Below are 17,544 nucleotides of genomic sequence, written 5' to 3' on the forward strand. Positions count from 1 at the left end.
CGACGGCGGGCAGGTCGACGGCGGGCACGGGACCGGCGACGACGCGGCCGTGGACGAGGAGACCGCCCGACACTGGGACGAGCTGTACCAGGGCCGGGAGCGGCGCTGGAGCGGGCGACCCAATCCGCACCTGGTCGACGTGGTCGGGGCGCTGCCGCCGGGCACCGCCCTCGACCTGGGTTGCGGCGAGGGCGGCGACGCGGTGTGGCTGGCCCGGCAGGGTTGGCGGGTGACCGCGGTCGACGTCTCCACCACCGCGTTGGCGCGGTCGGCCGCCGCGGTGACGGCCGCCGGGGTGGCTGCCCTGGTCGACTTCCAGCGGCACGACCTGGCCCGGACCTTCCCGGCCGGCGTGTTCGACCTGGTCTCGGCGCAGTTCCTCCAGTCGCCGCTGGACTTTCCCCGGGCCGAGGTGCTGCGGGCGGCGGTCCGGGCGGTCGCCCCCGGTGGGCGGCTGCTGGTGGTCGAGCACGGCGCGGTACCGCCGTGGGGCAACGCCGAGCACCACCACGTGCGGTTCCCCACCCCGCAGGAGACCCTGGCCGACCTCGATCTCGACCCGGACGGGTGGCACGTCGAGCGGCTGGACGCGCCGCAGCGGCAGGCTACCGGCCCGAACGGCGAGCACGGCACCCTGATCGACCACCTGGTGCTGGTCCGCCGCCGCTGACCGGCCCGGCCGGGCACACCCCGCCTGCGTCGGCGGGCTCAGCTCTCCAGGACCCGCTGCATGGCGGCCCGGGAGCGCCGGGCGGTGCGCAGGTAGTCGTCCAGGAACTCCCCCGGGTCGTCCGCGCCGAGCAGCCGCGCCACGCCGGCCAACTCCACCCCGTGCCGGGGGAGCTGGTCGCCGGCGCGACCCCGGACCAGCATCAGCGCGTTGCGGACCTGCGCGGCGAGGGTCCACCCGGCGACCATCGCGGCGGCGTCCGCCGGGTCGACCAGCTTGGCGTCCCGGGCCGCCGCAAGGGCATCGAGGGTACGCGTGCCGCGCAGCTGCGGGTGCGCACCGGCGTTGCGGAGCTGGAGCAGCTGCACCGCCCACTCGACGTCGGCCAGGCCGCCCCGGCCGAGCTTGGTGTGGGTGGCGGGGTCGGCGCCCCGGGGCAGCCGTTCGTTCTCCACCCGGGCCTTGATCCGGCGGATCTCGACGACCTGCTCGCGGGTCAACCCGTCGGCCGGGTAGCGGACCGGGTCGACCATGGTCTCGAACTCGGTGCCCAGGTCGGCGTCGCCGCAGACGAACCGGGCCCGCAGCAGCGCCTGCGCCTCCCAGACCCGCGACCAACGGGCGTAATACTGGGCATACGCGGCGAGGCTGCGCACCAGCGGGCCCTGCCGACCCTCCGGGCGCAGGTCGGCGTCGACGCCGAGCGCCGGGTCGGGGGCCGGGGCGGCGAGCAGCCGGCGCAGCTCCTCGGCGATCGCGTGCGCGGTGGCGCTGGCCGTGCTCTCCGCCGACCCGGTCGGCGGGTCGTAGACGAAGAGCACGTCGGCGTCGGAGAGGTAGTTGGACTCGTACCCGCCGAGCCGGCCGAGGCCGATCACCGCGAACCGCAGGCCGGGCAGTTCCGGTTGGGCGGCCCGGACGGCGCGCAGCGCGGCGGACAGGGTGGCGTCGGTGACGTAGGACAGCCCGGTGCCGACCCGGGTGACGTCGGCCAGGGGACCGGCCGGCACGCCGCGTTCGGGGCGCGGGGCCAGCCCGCCGGCCCGGCTGAGCACGTCGGCGCAGGCGATCCGGACGAGTTCCCGGCGGCGCAGCGCGCGTACCGCCCGGGTCGCCTCGACCGGGTCGGCGTGCCGGGCCGCCGCGGCGGCGAACCCGTCGCAGAGCACCTCCCGGGGGCGGGGCGTCAACTCGGTCTCCTCGGCCAGCAGCCGCAGCGCCTCCGGCTCCCGGGCCAGCAGGTCGGCCGCGTAGCGGGACGACGACAGCACCCGGGCCAGCCGGCGGGCCACCGGGCCGGAGTCGCGCAGCAGCCGCAGATACCACGGGGTGCTCCCGAGAGAGTCGGAGACCTGCCGGTAGTTGAGCAGCCCCCGGTCCGGTTCGGGCGCGTCGGCGAACTCGCTGAGCAGCACCGGCAGCAGGGTCCGCTGGATGGCGGCGGTCCGGCTCACCCCGCCGGTGAGGGCCTGGAGGTGACGCAGCGCCCCGGCCGGATCGGCGAAACCGAGGATCTCCAGCCGGTGCCGGGCCGCCTCCGGGGTGAGTCGCAACCCGTCGGCGGGCACCCGGGCCACCGACTCCAGCAGCGGCCGGTAGAGCAGTTTGGCGTGCAGCCGGCGTACCTCGGTGGCGTGGGCGACCCAGTCGGCGCGGAAGCTCTCCACGGCGCTGCGGCCCGGGATGGCGGCGTAGCCGAGCGCGGCGGCCAGCCAGCGCAGCGCGGTCGGCTCGGTCGGCACGGTGTGGGTACGCCGCAGCGCCTGGAGCTGGAGCCGGTGCTCGACGCCGCGCAGGAAGCGGTACCCGCGCAGCAGCGCCTCGCCGTCGGCCCGCCCGACGTAGCCGCCCGCCACCAGCGCACGCAGCGCCGGCACGGTGCCCCGCACCCGCAGCGACTCGTCGCCCCGGCCGTGCACCAGTTGCAGCAGTTGGACGGCGAACTCGATGTCCCGCAGCCCGCCGGGACCCCGTTTGATCTCGCGGTCCAGCTCCTTCGGCGGGATGTTGTCGATGATCCGGCGGCGCATGGCACGCACGTCGGAGACCGCCTCGGGTCGCTCGGACGCCCGCCAGACCAGCGGCGCGAGGGCGTCGACCCACTCCCCGGCCAGCGCCAGGTCACCGGCGGCCGGGCGGGCCTTGAGCAGCGCCTGGAACTCCCAGGTGCGGGCCCACCGCTGGTAGTAGGCGAGGTGGCTGGCCAGGGTACGCACCAGCGGCCCCCGGTTGCCCTCCGGGCGCAGCGCGGCGTCCACCGGCCAGGCGACCAGCCCGCAGATGTGGATCAGCCGGGCGGCGACGGTGGTCGCGGCGGGCAGGTCCTCGTCGGTCGCGGCCACGAAGATCACGTCGACGTCGGAGACGTAGTTCAGCTCGTCGCCACCGCACTTGCCCATCGCCACCACGGCCAGCCGGGGCCGGGTGGTCCCCGCCGGCAGCTCGGCCACCGCGATCTCGTACGCCGCCGCGAGGGTGGCGTCGGCCAGCGCGGAGAGCGCCGCCATCACCTGCTCCAGGCCCCGCCCACCGGTCAGGTCGGCCGCCGCGATCCGCAGCAACGCCAGCCGGTACGCCTGCCGCAGCACCGCCACCGGCGCGGTGGCGGTGGTCAGCCGGGCGGCGAGGACCAGGTCGAGCCGCCCGTCGGCGGTGGGGGCCAGCCCGTCCGGGGCGGTGTCGAGCACCGTCCACTGCCCGGGGTTGGCGACCAGGTGATCACCCAGGGCGGCGGAGGCGCCGAGCACGGCGACCAGCCGACGACGCAGACCGGGGTCGGCGGCGAGCGCGGTCAGCACCGCCGACCCACCGGCCGGCGCGACCGCGCCCACGCCGTCGGACGCCGGCACCGCCGACGTCGGGTCGCCGGGACCCGGGCCGCCCGACGTCGAGGTGCCGGCCCGGGTCCCGCCGGTGCGCGCGGCCCGGCGCTCGGTCTCCACCATCCGGTGCAGTTGGCGCAGCGCCAGATCCGGGTCGGCAGCCCGGGAGAGCGCGGCCAGCAGGTCGGCCGCCGCCCGGTCGGTGGGCTCCTGCTCGTCGGCCTGCCACAGCCCGAGCCCGTCCGCGCCGAGCAGGTCGGCGGCGCGGACCCCGCCGTCACCCTCGGCGAAGCCGTAGCGGGCCAGCCGTCCCCTGGTCGGTCTGCTCATCTCAGTGGCCGAGCAGGGGCAGGCTGCGGCGGGTGTCGTCGTCCAGCTCGCCGAGGGCGAGGGCGGCGAACCGGACGGCGAACGGCTGCCACACCTCCTCGACGTCGGCCATCACCCGGTCGCAGGCGGCCACCACCAGCTCCTCGTCGTAGCCCAGTTCGGCGAGCAGTGCGGAGTCCCGGGCCCAGTCGGCGATCATCGCGGTGTCGCACTCGATGTGGAACTGGAGACCCCAGGCCCGGTCGCCGAGCCGGAACGCCTGGTGCGGGTAGCGGGTCGAGGCGGCCAGCAGGGTGGCGGCCCGGGGCAGCTCGGTGATCTCGTCGGAGTGCCACTGGAGCACGTCCGGGATCAGCGGCACGTAGCGGAACAACAGGTCGCTCTCGGCGGCGTCGCGCCGGCCGACCACCCCCGGGCCCACCTCGGGGCCGGACGGGCTGCGCTCGACCAGGCCGGCGTGCGCGGTGGCCAGCAACTGCGCGCCGAGGCAGACGCCGAGGGTCGGCACCCGGTGTCGGACGGCCTTGCGCAGCAGGCCCTCCAGCTTGGGGTACCAGGGAGCCCCGGGGGTGCCGTCCGGTGCCGGGTGCGCCCGCTGGTCGCCGCCGAGCACCACCAGCGCCACGTAGCCGGCCAGGTCGTCGGGGAGGTCGTCGCCGGCGTGCGGGCGCAGCACCCGCAGCTCCAGGCCCCCCTCCGCCAGCCACTCCCCCAGCCGTCGGGGGTCGTCGGTCGGGTCGTTCTCGATCACCAGTGCGGTTCCCACGCCGTCGAGGCTAGCGGGTAGGTCGACCGCCACCCGTAACGCCTCGTGTCGACCCGACGGTGGCGCTGCCCCGAGGCCGTGCCGCCCCGACGTCGGCGCTGCCCCGGATCGCCTCGGCCCGCGCGGCGGGGCGGCTATGCTCGGCCGCTGTGATCGTCGACGACCCGTCCGTCCTGCGCCCGCCCGTGCTGTGCGAGGGCGACACGGTGATGCTGGTCTCGCCGTCCGGGCCGACCCGCCCGGAGCGGGTGGCGCGCGGCATCGAACTGCTGACCGGCTGGGGGCTGCGGCCGGTGGTGGCGCCCCACGCGTACGCCCGACGGGGTTACCTCGCCGGTGACGACGCGTTGCGCGCCGCCGACCTGAACGCCGCCTTCGCCGACCCGCAGGTACGCGGGGTGATCTGCACCCGGGGTGGTTACGGCGCGCAACGGGTGGTCGACCTGATCGACATGGCCGCCGTCCGGCGGGACCCGAAGGTGGTGGCCGGGTTCTCCGACATCACCGCCCTGCAGTTCGCGCTCTGGCGGGGCGCCCGGCTTGCCGGTGTGCACGGTCCCGGGGCGGCCTGGGTCGACGAGCGGACCCCGCTGCGCTCGGCGGAGTCGCTGCACGCGGCGCTGATGACCACCGCGCCGGTGACCGTCGCGGCGGTGCCCGGGGAGACGACGTATCCGGTCCGGGTCCCCGGTCGGGCGGTCGGTCGACTGCTCGGCGGGAACCTCTGCCTGATCACCGCCACCCTCGGCACCCCGGACATGCCGGACCTGAGCGGGGTGGTGCTGCTCGTCGAGGAGGTGCAGGAACCCCCGTACAAGGTCGACCGGATGCTCACCCACCTGCGTCGCGCCGGGGCGCTGAACGGCCTGGCCGGGGTGGCGGTGGGCCAGTTCACCGACTGCGTCGACGGCTGGGACACCACCGTCGTGGACGTCCTCACCGACCGCCTGGGCGACCTCGGCGTCCCGGTCCTCGGCGGCCTCCCGATCGGCCACGGCCCCGGCCAACTCACCGTCCCCGTAGGCACCCACGCCACCCTCGACACCGAGGCCGGCACCCTCACCACCACCCCCGCCGTCCAGTAACCCCCCTCCCCCACCGCCCGGCCTCCCCCCACCGCCCGCCCCGCCCCGCCCCGCCTCGGTGATCAAGAGGTTTGCGGGGCCGGTAAGCGCGTTCCTGACCGAAACCTCTTGATCACGGGGGGCGGGTGGGTGGGATTGTCAGCTGGGGGACAGGGTCGGGACGGGAGGCTTTCAGGTTCGGTGGTCACTGTGGGTGACGTCAACGCATCACCACCGACGTACTGGAGGACTGATGTCCCGCACGATGTCGAAGAAGCACCTGCTGGTCGGCTTCGCCGCCGCCGGGGTGCTCGGGGTGGGGATCGCCGCTCCCACGGTGGCCTTCGCCCAGCACGGGGCCACCCCGACGCCGAGCGCCAGCAGCGCGGCTGAGCCGGGCACCGACCGGCAGCAGCGCGCCGATCAGCAGCATGAGTTCGCCGAGGCGCTGGCCACGGAGCTGGGCGTGGACACCGACAAGGTGACCGCCGCCCTGGAGAAGGTGCGCGCGCAGCACAAGGGCCCGGGCAAGGGCCCGGACAAGGGCGACCGGCCGGAGCGCCCGTCGGCCGAGGACCGGCAGGAGAAGCTGGCGGAGCGGCTGACCCAGGCGGTCAAGGACGGCAAGCTCACCCAGGAGCAGGCCGACGCGATCACCAAGGCCGTCGAGGCCGGGGTGTTCCCGGGCCCGGGTCCGGGTGGCCCCGGACGCCACGGCGGTCCGGCGGGTACGCCCGGCAAGTGACCCACCTTCGGCCCGCCCGACCCGGCGGGCCGAAGATCAACACGGGCGGGCCGGAGGCGCGGTGTCCGACGCACTGGGACACCGCACCTCCGGCCCCTCGCCTCAGGCGGTGACCGGCGGGGAGAAGACGCCGAGCTGGTTGCCCGACGGGTCACGCAGCAGGGCGAGGGTCAACCCGACCGGCGTGCTCCTCGGTGGCGACAGCACCGTGCCACCCGCCGCCTCGGCCCGCCGGCACGTCTGCGCCACGTCGGACACCTCGGCGTAGAGGATCGCGTAGCCGGGTGCGCCCTCGGCGATGGCCCGGATGCCTCCGCCGATGCCGGCCGGCTGCCCCGCGCCGGTCGTCCGGTAGGAACCGCCCCCGGCCGCGCCCTCCTCGGTGAAGGCCCAGCCGAACAACTCCGCGTAGAAGCCTTGCACCTCGTCCGGCCGGTCGGTGCCGATCTCGAACCAGGTGATGGGTGTGCTGGTCACGTGCGTCGCCTCCTGTTCCCCTGCCGGCCGGGCGGCCGGTGGGCTCGGCAGCCAGCCTCCCCGGCGTCCGCGACAGCGTCCTGTCGGTGTTTACGGAAAAAGCCTGCGGGTCGTCGGCACCGGACGCCAGGCCGGGCACCCCGTCGACGGGTCACTCCTGGCGGTCAGCCCGCCTCCGCCCCGGGACTGACCGGTCGGCCGCTCACACCAGGGCCAGTCGGTGCACCCGCTCGGGTGGGACGTCCAGGTCGGCCGGGGAGAGCTCCCGGGTCACCCGCTCCGGCAACACCTCGACGTCGCAGATCCGGTCGGTACGGAAGCAGCGCGGCCCGTTACGGAGCCGGCACCAGGCGAGCAGGTACCAGTGCCGGCTGTTGCCCAGGTAGCCCAACGGCTCGACCTCGCGTGACGAGGCCACGCCGCAGCGGTCGGCGTACCCCAGGCGGAGCACCCGACGGGCGGAGACCGCGTCGGCGACGACAGCCGGGAGGGACGTGGCCGGCCCGGTGCCGATCAGCAGCACCCGGCCAGCGAGCAGGCGGGCGTCGGCGGCGTCGGCGGCCGGCAGCACCGCGAGCAGTTTGCGCAGCGCGGTGCCGCCCGCCGCGGCGAACGGGGTGCCGGCGAGCCGGTGCAGGGCCACCGCCATCGCCACCGCCTCCGCGGCGGTCAGGTTGACCGGCGGCAGGGTGTGCGAACGGTCGACCACGTAACCGCCGGTGCGGCCGGGCTCGGCCCAGATCGGCACACCCGCACCCTGGAGGGCGACGATGTCCCGTTCGACGGTGCGGGTGCTCACCTCGAACCGGGCGGCCAGCCAGCGGGCGCTGCGCGGCCGGGGCGACACCGCCCGCAACTCTTCCACCAGGGCATAGAGACGAGCGGTCCGGTTCACCCCCGCACGCTACGACGGGGGTACGACGCACCGACCCGGCACCGTCGACCCCCCGGGGCGGGCCCGTCGGAGGCGAGCCCGGTCAGCCGAGAAGCACGGGTGGGACCGCGAGCCTGGTCAGGCGATGCAGGCGCAGACGATCAGGGCCGCGCCGAAGTGGGTGGCGGCGCTGACCCGGGCCGCCGGGTGCGGCTCGTCCGAGCAGATGACCTCACCGAGTCGACCCGGGGTCAGCAGGTCCAGGACCCCGAAGGCCAACGCCATGACGGCCAGCCCGATCAGCCCGAAGAGCACCGTCGAGGCGAGCCCCTTGGCGAAGTCGTCATAGCTGGTCACGATCGCGGTGAAGACGATGCCGGCGACACCCAGCTGGTTGGCGGCCAGCAGCAGCCCGGCGTTGCCGTTGCGCTGCACCCAGATCAGCTCGCGCAGCTTGCCCGGGGTGAGCACGTCGACCAGCACGAAGCCGGCCGCCATCAGCGCCACCCCGACGACACCGAACACGACGCTCTGCCATGCTCCGGTGAGCAGATCCTCCAGCACCGACGGCCTCCCGACCTCCTGCGCCCGGCGCGGGTGCCGGCACGGTGATCGAGACGATAGCGGCACCGCGCCACCCTCGACACCCCCCGGACCGTCGAACACCCGGATCATCGAACACCCGGACCGTCGGCAGACCCGGGACCGTCGAACACCCGGAGCCCCGCCGGACCGGGGACGTCGAGGACCCGGGGCCGCACGGGCCCCGGGTCCTCGACGGCAGCCGGTTACAACGACAGGTAACGCTGCCGCTCGTACGGGGTGACCTCGCGGCGGTACTGCTCCCACTCGGCCCGCTTGTTGCGCAGGAAGAAGTCGAAGACGTGCTCGCCGAGCACCTCGGCGACCAGCTCGGAGCCGGCCATCACGTCGATCGCCTCGGACAGGTTCTCCGGCAGCGCCTCGTAGCCCATCGCGCGGCGCTCGGCGCTGGTCAGCGACCAGACGTCGTCCTCCGCGCCGGGCGGCAGCTCGTAGCCCTCCTCGATGCCCTTGAGGCCCGCGCCGAGCATGACGGCGAACGCCAGGTAGGGGTTGGTCGCCGAGTCCAGCGAACGGACCTCCACCCGGGCCGAGTTCGGCTTGCCGTACGCGGGGACGCGGACCAGCGCGGACCGGTTCAGGTGCCCCCAGCAGACGTACGCCGGGCTCTCGGTGATCCGGTCCGGCAACGCCTGCGGGAACAGCCGCTTGTACGAGTTGACCCACTGGTTGGTGACCGCGGTGTATTCCCGGGCGTGCATCAGCAGGCCGGCGATGAACGACTTCGCCACCTTCGACAGCTTCATCGGGTCACCGGAGTCGTGGAACGCGTTGCGCTCCCCCTCGAACAGCGACAGGTGGGTGTGCATGCCGCTGCCCGGCTGGTCGGTGAAGGGCTTCGGCATGAAGCTGGCCTGCACGCCGGTGGAGAGCGCCACCTCCTTGACCACGTGCCGGAAGGTCATGATGTTGTCGGCGGTGGTCAGCGCGTCGGCGTACCGCAGGTCGATCTCCTGCTGGCCGGGGGCGACCTCGTGGTGGCTGAACTCCACCGAGATGCCGATCCGTTCCAGCGCCAGCACGGCCTGCCGGCGGAAGTCCCGCGCCACCGCGTGCGTGGTGTGCTCGAAGTAGCCGCCGCTGTCCACGGCGGTGGGCACCGAGCCGTCCTGCGGGCCGTTCTCCAGCAGGAAGAACTCGATCTCCGGGTGGGTGTAGAAGGTGAAGCCCTTCTCGGCCGCCTTGGACAGCATCCGGCGCAGCACGTGCCGTGGGTCGGCCCAGGACGGGCCGCCGTCGGGCAGCAGGATGTCGCAGAACATCCGGGCGCTCTCGCCGCTGACCCCACCCTCGAACGGGAACACCTGGAAGGTGGTCGGGTCCGGCATGGCGACCATGTCGGACTCGAAGACCCGGGCGAAGCCCTCGATGGCCGAGCCGTCGAACCCGATGCCCTCCTCGAAGGCCGCCTCCAGCTCCGCCGGAGCGACTGAGACGCTCTTGAGCGTGCCCAGCACGTCGGTGAACCACAGCCGGACGAACCGGATGTCCCGCTCTTCCAGCGTACGGAGGACGAACTCCTGCTGACGGTCCACTTCCCCAACCCCTCGCGCGACGTACGTCCGGCACCGGGCGGCCGATCCGTCCTGACCGCCCAGTCTTCCCCGGCCTGGTTAAGCAGACGTTACGCGACCTGCTGCCGCTCGTCCTGCGGTGTCCCGACCGACGGATCGACGGGCGGCCCCGCCACCAGCACCGGGCCGGCCGGGCGTCGCGAAAGGGTGGCCGGCGTCTCGTCGGAGCCGCCGGATCGACCGACTGCCGCTGGGGCAAGATGAGGGCATGCCCACCCTGCGTCTGGCCCTGTGCCAGGTCAACCCGACCGTCGGCGACACCGTCGGCAACGCCGAGCTGATCCGGGCCTGGACCCGTCGGGCCGCCGCCGCCGGCGCCCAGCTCGTCGCCTTCCCGGAGATGACGCTCACCGGCTACCCGGTCGAGGACCTGGTCTTCCGCCGTTCCTTCGTCGCCGCCTCACAGGCCGCGGTGCGGCAGCTCGCCGCCGACCTGGCCGCCGACGGCCTCGGTGACCTGCCGGTCGTGGTCGGCTACCTGGACGCCGACGGCCCGCCCCAGGTCAGCGGGGACGCCCAGCCGGGCCGGGGGGCCCGCAACGCCGCCGCGCTGCTGCACCGGGGCGAGGTGGCGGCCCGCTACTTCAAGCACCACCTGCCCAACTACGGCGTCTTCGACGAGGACCGCTACTTCGTGCCCGGGGACACCCTGACCGTGGTGCGCATCGGCGGGGTGGACGTGGCGCTGACCATCTGTGAGGACCTGTGGCAGGCCGGCGGCCCGTTCGCGGTCGCCCGGCAGGCCGGCGTCGGCCTGGTGGTCAACATCAACGGCTCGCCGTACGAGCTGAACAAGGACGACGTCCGGCTGCCGCTGGTGGGCCGCCGGGCCGCCGAGGCCGGTGCCCCGATCGCGTACGTCAACATGGTCGGCGGCCAGGACGAGCTGGTCTTCGAGGGCGACTCGATGATCGTCACCCCCGACGGGGACCTGCTCACCCGGGCGCCGCAGTTCGTCGAGCACCTGCTCGTACACGACGTGGAGTTGGCCGGGGCGGGCCCGCACGCCGCCGACACCGAGGACCTCGCCGACGGGATGCGGGTGGTACGTCGTACCGTCGAGGTGGTCCCGCCGGCCCCGACCGGGCCGGCGGCCCACGGTGGCCTGCTGGCGCCGGTCGCCGACGAGGCCGAGGTGTGGCAGGCGCTGGTGCTGGGCCTGCGCGACTACGTCAACAAGAACCGCTTCCCCTCGGTGGTGTTGGGCCTGTCCGGCGGGATCGACTCGGCGGTGGTGGCCGCGCTGGCCGTCGACGCGCTCGGGCCCCGGCGGGTGGTCGGCGTCTCGCTGCCCAGCCAGCACTCCTCGGAGCACTCCCGGGCCGACGCGGAGGACCTGGCCAAGCGGACCGGTCTGGACTACCGGGTCGAGCCGATCCAGCCGATGGTGGACACCTTCCTGGCGAACCTCTCGCTGTCCGGGGTGGCGGTGGAGAACCTCCAGGCCCGGGTGCGCGGGGTGATCCTGATGGCACTGTCCAACCAGGAGGGGCACCTGGTCCTCACCACCGGCAACAAGAGCGAACTGGCGGTCGGCTACTCGACCCTGTACGGCGACTCGGTCGGCGGTTTCAACCCGGTCAAGGACGTCTGGAAGACGCTGATCTGGCGGTTGGCGAAGTGGCGCAACGCCGACGCGGCCCGCCGGGGCGAGACCCCGCCGATCCCCGAGAACTCCATCGGCAAGCCCCCGTCGGCCGAGCTGAGCCCCGGCCAGCTCGACAGCGACAGCCTGCCCGACTACGACGTGCTGGACCCGATCCTGATCGGCTACGTCGACGGCGACCTGGGCCGGGCCGGTCTGGTGGAGTCCGGCCACGACCCGGCGGTGGTGGACCGGGTGCTGCGGCTGGTGGACACCGCCGAGTACAAGCGCCGGCAGTCCGCGCCCGGCACGAAGATCTCGATGAAGGCGTTCGGCCGGGACCGCCGCCTGCCGATCACCAACCGGTGGCGCGAGGACGGCTGACCACCCGGCCCGACGGAGCGTCGCCCGGTCGCCGGCTGACCACCCGACCCGTCGGGGCGTCGCCCGGGTCGGCCGCCGGCCGGTCGGGTGTCGCCCCGACGGAGTGAAATCCTGCACTGTCGCCTGCCGTCGACAGGTCGTGTGGTGCGACGATCGCGACGGAACCCGGGGACCGCGACAGCGGCCTCGAGGAAAGGAGACAGCCATGGTGGAGTCCACCCCGACCGAGGTGACCGCCCTGTACGGCGGGCCGGCCACCCGCCGGGTCCGTACCCGTGACCTGATCGCCGCCAAGGAGCGCGGCGACCGGTGGGCGATGCTCACCTCGTACGACCAGTACACCGCCTCGATCTTCGACCAGGCGGGGATCCCGGCGCTGCTGGTCGGCGACTCGGCGGCGAACAACGTGTTCGGTTACGAGACCACCCTGCCGGTGACCGTCGACGAACTGTTGCCGTTGGTCCGCGCCGTGGTCCGGGCGACCCGGCACACGCTGGTCGTCGGTGACCTGCCGTTCGGCTCGTACGAGGAGGGGCCGACGCAGGCGCTGCGCACGGCGGTGCGGTTCATGAAGGAGGGCGGCTGCCACGCGGTGAAGCTGGAGGGTGGCCGGCGCTGCGCCGACCAGATCGCGGCGATCACCGGGGCGGGCATCCCGGTGATGGCGCACATCGGGTTCACCCCGCAGAGCGAGCACACCCTGGGCGGCTACCGGGTGCAGGGGCGCGGCGACACCGCCGACGAGGTGCTCGCCGACGCGCGGGCGGTGGCCGGGGCGGGCGCGTTCGCGGTGGTGCTGGAGATGGTGCCGGGCGAGGTCGCCAAGCGGGTCACCGCCGAACTGACCATCCCCACCGTCGGCATCGGCGCCGGCCCGGACACCGACGCCCAGGTGCTGGTCTGGCAGGACATGGCCGGGCTGCGCACCGGAAAGGCGCCCCGGTTCGTCAAGCGTTACGCCGACCTGGCCGGGGCGCTGACCGGGGCGACCCGCCAGTTCGCCGACGAGGTACGCGGCGGGGAGTTCCCCGCCGCCGAGCACACGTTCTGAGACCGGGTGGGGCGGTGGGCCATGCCCGCCGTCCCACCTTCCCGGAACGCGCCGCTGCCCGGCCCGCCGGGTAGCCGCTGCTGCCGTCCCCTCCGTCCGGCCCGCACAACGGCGTATCCGTCCGGCCCGCACGGCGGCCCGGTCTGCCGGTCCCGGCCGCTGTCGGCCGGCCGCCGGGCGACCCTCCCGGCGCGGCCGCCCGGCGGCGATGCCCCGCCCCGGGGAAACGGGTCATCGTGGGTCGTCGAAAGCCGCTAGGGTTCCGCTCGTGGATCATGCTCGCTTGTCAACTGTCGTCCTGACCTGTGTCTCCGTGCTGGCCCTCGCGGCGTGCAGCAAAGCGGAGCCGGTGCCGACGGCCGCGCCGCCGACCTCCGCCAGCGCTGCGCCGTCCGCCTCCGCGGCGGACTCCCCGGCCACCACCGGCCCCGCCACCACCGGCCCGGCCGCGGCCGCCGACCCGGCGGCCGACAAGAAGCTCTGCACGGCGGCGAAGAAGATCGCCACGACGACGAAGACCGACGTCATGAAGGCCGCGATGTCGGGTGGTGACCCGAACCCGGCGATCAAGAAGGCCTACACCGAGATGGCGACGGGACTGGCCAAGGCCACCGCCGACAGCCCCGCCAGCGAGGCGGTCACCGCGCTGGGCGCGTTCGGTGCCGCCGCCGGCAGGGTGGCGACCGCCCCGGACATGGATGCCGCGGCCAGTGGCCCCGAGTTCCAGAAGACCAGCGCGATGGCGAACGCCGCCTGCAAGAAGGCCGGCGTCGACATCAACTTCTGACCCGCCCGGTCAGAGGTCGGTGACCCGGATGCCGGCGTGCGCCTTGTAGCGCTTGTTGATGGCGATCAGGTTGGCGGTGAAGGCCTCGATCTGGTGGGCGTTGCGCAGCCGCCCGGCATAGATCCCGCGCATGCCGGGAATCCGGGCGGCCAGCGCGCCGACGATGTCGACCAGTTCCCGCTCCTCGGTGCAGATCAGCACGTCGAGGTCGATCCGGTCGATCTCCGGGTCGGCCAGCAGCGGCGCGCTGACGTGGTGGAATGCCGCGCAGACCCGGGAGTCGGGCAGCAGGGCCGCCGCCTGCTGCGCGGCGCTGCCCTCGGCGACCGGCAGGGCGTACGGGCCCTGCTTGTCGAAGCCGAGCGGATTGACGCAGTCGATGACGATCTTGCCAGCCAGTGGCCCGGCCAGTGCGGCGACGGTGGCCGCGTGCCCGTCCCACGGCACCGCGATCACCACCACGTCACTGCGACGGGCCACCTCGTCGTTGCCGGCGCCGGTCACGTCGACCCCCGCCGGCATCCGGGGCGACGCGGCGACCTCCGCCGCCGCCTCGGCGGCCCGCTCGGCGGAACGGGACCCGATCAGCACCTGCTGGCCGGCCCGGGCGAACCGGTAGGCCAGCCCCCGCCCCTGGTCGCCGGTGCCGCCGATGATGCCGACGGTCAGCCCGGACACGTCGGGAAGGGTGCTCGCGTCGTATGCCATACCGCCATCCTCGCAAACCGCCCGCGCACGACACGGTCACACCCGCCGCGCACGGCACTCACGCTGGCCGCGCACGGCGCTCACGCTGGCCGCCGAGCGTGGGGGCGGGATTCAGGCGCGCTCGAAGAGGATCTTGCGGCCGACCGGGTCGGCGGTGACCAGGCGTACGGTGACCCGCTCGCCCAGGGGCAGCTCCCCGGTGCAGCGGGCCCGCACCGGCGGATCGTCCAACGCCACCGTCCCGCCGGGGACCCGACCGGGCTTCGACTGACTGTTCGGGGGCGCATCCACGTCCAGCACCGCCGCGGAGAACGTCTCCCCCACCCGGTGCTCCAGCAGCACCGCCTCGGCCAGCTCGATCGCACCCCGGGTGGCGGTGCCGGCCGTCCGGTCGGTCGAGGCCATCACCTCCGGCAGCCGGGGCAGCGCGGTGCGGGCCCACTCCGGCACCTCACGGCCCTCGTGCAGGGCCAGGCAGACCTCCGTGGCGTACCGGTCGGCCAGCCGCCGTAGCGGGGCGGTGACATGGGCGTACGCGGCGGCGACCCCGCCGTGCTCCGGTTGTTCGGGCAGCTCGCCGTCGAACGCCGTGTACGCCGCACCGCGCATCAGTTCGGCCGCCTGGTCGACGAAGGCGGCGGCCCGGGGCTGCGAGGCGTCCAACCCGGCCAGCACCTCCCCCACCCGTACCCCGTCCGGCCAGTGCACGCCCAGCGGGGCTGCCGCCGCGCGCAGCCGGGCCACCGCCTCCGGCTTCGGTGCCGGCATGGTGCGCAGCAGCCCGATCCGACCGGCGAGCATGATGTCCGCCGCCGCCATCCCGGTGAGCAGGGAGATCTGGGCGTTGTGGTCCTCCATCGGGCCGGGGCCGCGCAGCACCAGCCGCCACCCGTCCCCGTCGGGCTCGACGTCCTGCTCGGGCAACGGCAGGTTGACCGCGCCCCGGCGCAGGCCGCGGGCGGTGAGCAGGGCGCCGATCTCGGGCAGCAGGGCGATCGGTTCGGGGAGCCGACCGGCGTCGGCGGCCACCTGCACGCCCGAATAGTCCAGTTTGGCGCGGCTGCGGACCAGGGCGCGCTCCAGCCCGACGGCGACGGTGGCCCCGTCGGTGTCGAGGTCGATGGTCCAGAGCACCGCTGCCCGGTCGACGTCGGGCAGCAGGCTGGCCGCCCCCTCGCTGAGGGCGTGCGGGTGCAACGGCACGTTGCCGTCGGGCAGGTAGACGGTCTGCCCGCGCCGCCAGGTCTCCTCCTCCAACGGCCCGCCGGGGCGCACGTGGGCGGCGACGTCGGCGATGGCGTACCGCACCCGGTAGCCGCCGGGGCGGGCGCTGAGGTGCATCGCCTGGTCCAGGTCGCGGGAGGCGGCCGGGTCGACCGTGACGAACGGGATGTTGGTACGGTCGGCCACGGCGGGCGGCGGGGCGTCGGCCGCCTCGTCCGCCTCGCGCTGCGCTGCGGCCGGGAAGCTGTCGGGCAGTCCCAGCTCGCGGCGCAGCGCGCCGAAGTCGATGCGGGGCGCGAGCACACGTCGGATGACCACGGGTCAATCCTGGCAGCGTGCCGCGCGATCCGCTCTCCGGCAGGCGGGCGACGGTCTGTCGTACGGTCAGCCGGTGGCCTTCCGGGCGCGGGAGCGGGCGCTGGCCGGCGCGGTGGCGCGCGCCGCCGCCGTACGGCCGGGGGCCTTACGGGCGGTGACCTTCGTGGCGGGCGTCTTCGTGGCGGTCGCCTTCGCCGCCGCCGTGCGGGTGGCCGTCGCGCTCGCCTTCCGGGCCGGGGCCTTCTTCGCGGTCGACTTCGACGCGGGTGCCGTCTTCGCGGTCGACTTCCTGGCTGGCGCCTTCTTGGCTGCGGCGGCCTTCTTGGCGGGCATCGGCGTCTTCGCCGCCGTGCTCTTGCGGGCCGCCGTGCTCTTCGCAGCCGTCGTCGTCTTCGCGGCCGTCGTCCTACGGGCGGCCGTGGTCTTCGCGGGCGTGGTCTTCTTCGCGGCCGTGGTCTTCGTGGCGGCTGTCTTCTTCGCGGGCGTGGTCTTCTTCGCCGCGGTGGTCTTCCTGGCGGTGGTCCGGGCGGTCGCGGTGGTCTTCTTCGCCGCTGCCGCGGTCGTCCGCTTCGCCGCGGTGGTCTTCTTCGCCGCCGTGGTCCGGGCGGTCGCCGTGGTCTTCTTCACTGCCCCGACGGTCTTCCGGGCGGCGGCGGTGGTCCTGCTGGCGGCCTTCTTGGCCGGGGCCTTCCGCGCGGTCGACTTCGACGCGGTGCTCCTGGCCGCCGGGGCCTTCTTCGCCGTCGACTTCGATGCGGGAGCCGTCTTGGCGGTGCTCCTGGCGGCCGGGGCCTTCTTCGCCGTACCGGTCATGCCGGCCGCCGCCTTCCTGGCCGTGGCCGTGCCGGCGGCCGGGGTCCGGCCCGAGCCGGCGCCCGCCGCGTTCGCCGTCGCCCGGCCGGCCGACGTCTTGCGGGCCGCAGCCGTGGTGGTGGTGGAGCGGCGGGCCGCAGTGCTCCGGGTCGCGCCTGCGGTCCGCGCCGCCGCGGCGGTCTTCGTCGCGGCCGGGCGGGTGGTGGCCTTTGTTGCTTCGGCCATCTCGGTTCCCTCCTTGGGGACATGCTCCCGCGTGCCTCCTCACGGAGGCACGGAGTCCTCGACGCGGGCCGTCCCGCGCCGTTCAGTTGCCCTCCCCGGCCCAGCGGGCATCTTCGGCCTCCCACGCCTCGTTACGCTCCTGCACCTTCTGCAGGGCGTTCTCCGCGTCGGCAGCCGAGGGATACGGTCCGAGAACGTGCTTGGCAGGGCACACGTCGGCATCGGTCTCGACCCGGTGGTGTCGGGTGCACCAGTAGTAGTGCCCACCACTTCCGCTGTCGTTCATGAGATCACTGTGCACCGGGCGCAGCCCGACCGCCACCGGATCGCCGCAATTGGTCGCGACCACATCCACAGTAGACGTGCTCGGACCCCCCGGAGGCGAAACCGCGAAATCGGCCCCGACCTGCCCGGGGAGCACCCGAAACCGGCCCGGCGACGCCGCGCCGGAGACCCGGTTCGGGGGCAGACACGGCACGGGCACGCCCCGGGGCCGCCGGCTCCGCGCGGGATCGGGTGAGCCG

Annotated in this window: 15 protein-coding genes; 7 read left to right on the forward strand and 8 right to left on the reverse strand. The window is 74.5% G+C overall.

The genetic code is table 11. The features are described from left to right. Nucleotides 1-49: 49 nt before the first annotated feature. On the forward strand, nucleotides 50-670 hold the full coding sequence (locus GA0070216_RS36545; protein ID WP_425413127.1) for a class I SAM-dependent methyltransferase: 621 nt from the start codon (nucleotides 50-52) through the stop codon (nucleotides 668-670). A gap of 38 nt (nucleotides 671-708) precedes the next feature. Here GA0070216_RS36545 and GA0070216_RS02420 read toward each other — a convergent pair whose 3' ends face one another. Together GA0070216_RS02420 and GA0070216_RS02425 are read right to left on the reverse strand one after the other, a co-directional pair. Next, nucleotides 709-3,822: a bifunctional [glutamine synthetase] adenylyltransferase/[glutamine synthetase]-adenylyl-L-tyrosine phosphorylase gene (locus tag GA0070216_RS02420; protein WP_091237862.1), complete on the reverse strand. Its 3,114-nt coding sequence runs from the start codon at nucleotides 3,820-3,822 to the stop codon at nucleotides 709-711. Nucleotide 3,823: 1 nt separating this feature from the next. Further along, nucleotides 3,824-4,588 carry a type 1 glutamine amidotransferase gene (locus tag GA0070216_RS02425; protein WP_091237865.1) on the reverse strand — a complete coding sequence of 255 codons (765 nt, stop codon included), beginning with the start codon at nucleotides 4,586-4,588 and terminating at the stop codon, nucleotides 3,824-3,826. A 209-nt stretch (nucleotides 4,589-4,797) separates the two neighbouring features. Here GA0070216_RS02425 and GA0070216_RS02430 point away from each other — a divergent pair, with 209 nt between their 5' ends. Together GA0070216_RS02430 and GA0070216_RS02435 are read left to right on the forward strand one after the other, a co-directional pair. Continuing rightward, nucleotides 4,798-5,673: a S66 peptidase family protein gene (locus GA0070216_RS02430; protein ID WP_425413128.1), complete on the forward strand. Its 876-nt coding sequence runs from the start codon at nucleotides 4,798-4,800 to the stop codon at nucleotides 5,671-5,673. A gap of 232 nt (nucleotides 5,674-5,905) precedes the next feature. Next, nucleotides 5,906-6,397, forward strand: a complete 492-nt coding sequence (locus tag GA0070216_RS02435) for a hypothetical protein (protein WP_091237869.1) — start codon at nucleotides 5,906-5,908, stop codon at nucleotides 6,395-6,397. 102 nt (nucleotides 6,398-6,499) lie between these two features. Here GA0070216_RS02435 and GA0070216_RS02440 read toward each other — a convergent pair whose 3' ends face one another. The 4 genes from GA0070216_RS02440 to glnA form a co-directional block, all read right to left on the reverse strand. Continuing rightward, nucleotides 6,500-6,874, reverse strand: a complete 375-nt coding sequence (locus GA0070216_RS02440; protein WP_091237873.1) for a VOC family protein — start codon at nucleotides 6,872-6,874, stop codon at nucleotides 6,500-6,502. A 202-nt stretch (nucleotides 6,875-7,076) separates the two neighbouring features. Continuing rightward, complete coding sequence (locus GA0070216_RS02445) at nucleotides 7,077-7,769, reverse strand: helix-turn-helix transcriptional regulator (RefSeq protein WP_091237876.1); 693 nt, start codon at nucleotides 7,767-7,769, stop codon at nucleotides 7,077-7,079. Nucleotides 7,770-7,886: 117 nt separating this feature from the next. Further along, a complete protein-coding gene (locus GA0070216_RS02450; protein WP_091237879.1) occupies nucleotides 7,887-8,312 on the reverse strand; it encodes a DUF350 domain-containing protein in 426 nt (141 codons plus the stop codon). Nucleotides 8,313-8,536: 224 nt separating this feature from the next. Then, nucleotides 8,537-9,886: a type I glutamate--ammonia ligase gene (glnA, locus tag GA0070216_RS02455; RefSeq protein ID WP_067306034.1), complete on the reverse strand. Its 1,350-nt coding sequence runs from the start codon at nucleotides 9,884-9,886 to the stop codon at nucleotides 8,537-8,539. Between the two features lie 247 nt (nucleotides 9,887-10,133). On the opposite strand from glnA, the gene GA0070216_RS02460 reads away from it, so the two are divergent. From GA0070216_RS02460 to GA0070216_RS34325, 3 genes are all read left to right on the forward strand, one after another. Further along, nucleotides 10,134-11,894, forward strand: coding sequence for an NAD+ synthase (locus GA0070216_RS02460; protein ID WP_091237883.1), 1,761 nt, complete (start codon nucleotides 10,134-10,136; stop codon nucleotides 11,892-11,894). 205 nt (nucleotides 11,895-12,099) lie between these two features. Then, nucleotides 12,100-12,945 carry a 3-methyl-2-oxobutanoate hydroxymethyltransferase gene (gene panB / locus GA0070216_RS02465; protein WP_091237886.1) on the forward strand — a complete coding sequence of 282 codons (846 nt, stop codon included), beginning with the start codon at nucleotides 12,100-12,102 and terminating at the stop codon, nucleotides 12,943-12,945. Nucleotides 12,946-13,228: 283 nt separating this feature from the next. Next, nucleotides 13,229-13,732, forward strand: a complete 504-nt coding sequence (locus GA0070216_RS34325) for a hypothetical protein (protein WP_176738786.1) — start codon at nucleotides 13,229-13,231, stop codon at nucleotides 13,730-13,732. Between the two features lie 9 nt (nucleotides 13,733-13,741). On the opposite strand, the gene npdG is transcribed toward GA0070216_RS34325, so the two are convergent. Next, on the reverse strand, nucleotides 13,742-14,440 hold the full coding sequence (gene npdG, locus GA0070216_RS02480) for an NADPH-dependent F420 reductase (protein ID WP_091238062.1): 699 nt from the start codon (nucleotides 14,438-14,440) through the stop codon (nucleotides 13,742-13,744). Between the two features lie 111 nt (nucleotides 14,441-14,551). Beyond that, nucleotides 14,552-15,982 (reverse strand): RNB domain-containing ribonuclease, encoded by a 1,431-nt coding sequence (locus GA0070216_RS02485; RefSeq protein WP_091238065.1) that lies wholly within the window; start codon nucleotides 15,980-15,982, stop codon nucleotides 14,552-14,554. Between the two features lie 73 nt (nucleotides 15,983-16,055). On the opposite strand from GA0070216_RS02485, the gene GA0070216_RS34330 reads away from it, so the two are divergent. Beyond that, nucleotides 16,056-17,540, forward strand: coding sequence for a hypothetical protein (locus GA0070216_RS34330; protein WP_176738787.1), 1,485 nt, complete (start codon nucleotides 16,056-16,058; stop codon nucleotides 17,538-17,540). Nucleotides 17,541-17,544 lie beyond the last annotated feature (4 nt).

The organism is Micromonospora matsumotoense, assembly GCF_900091525.1.
GTDB classification, from domain to species: domain Bacteria; phylum Actinomycetota; class Actinomycetes; order Mycobacteriales; family Micromonosporaceae; genus Micromonospora; species Micromonospora matsumotoensis.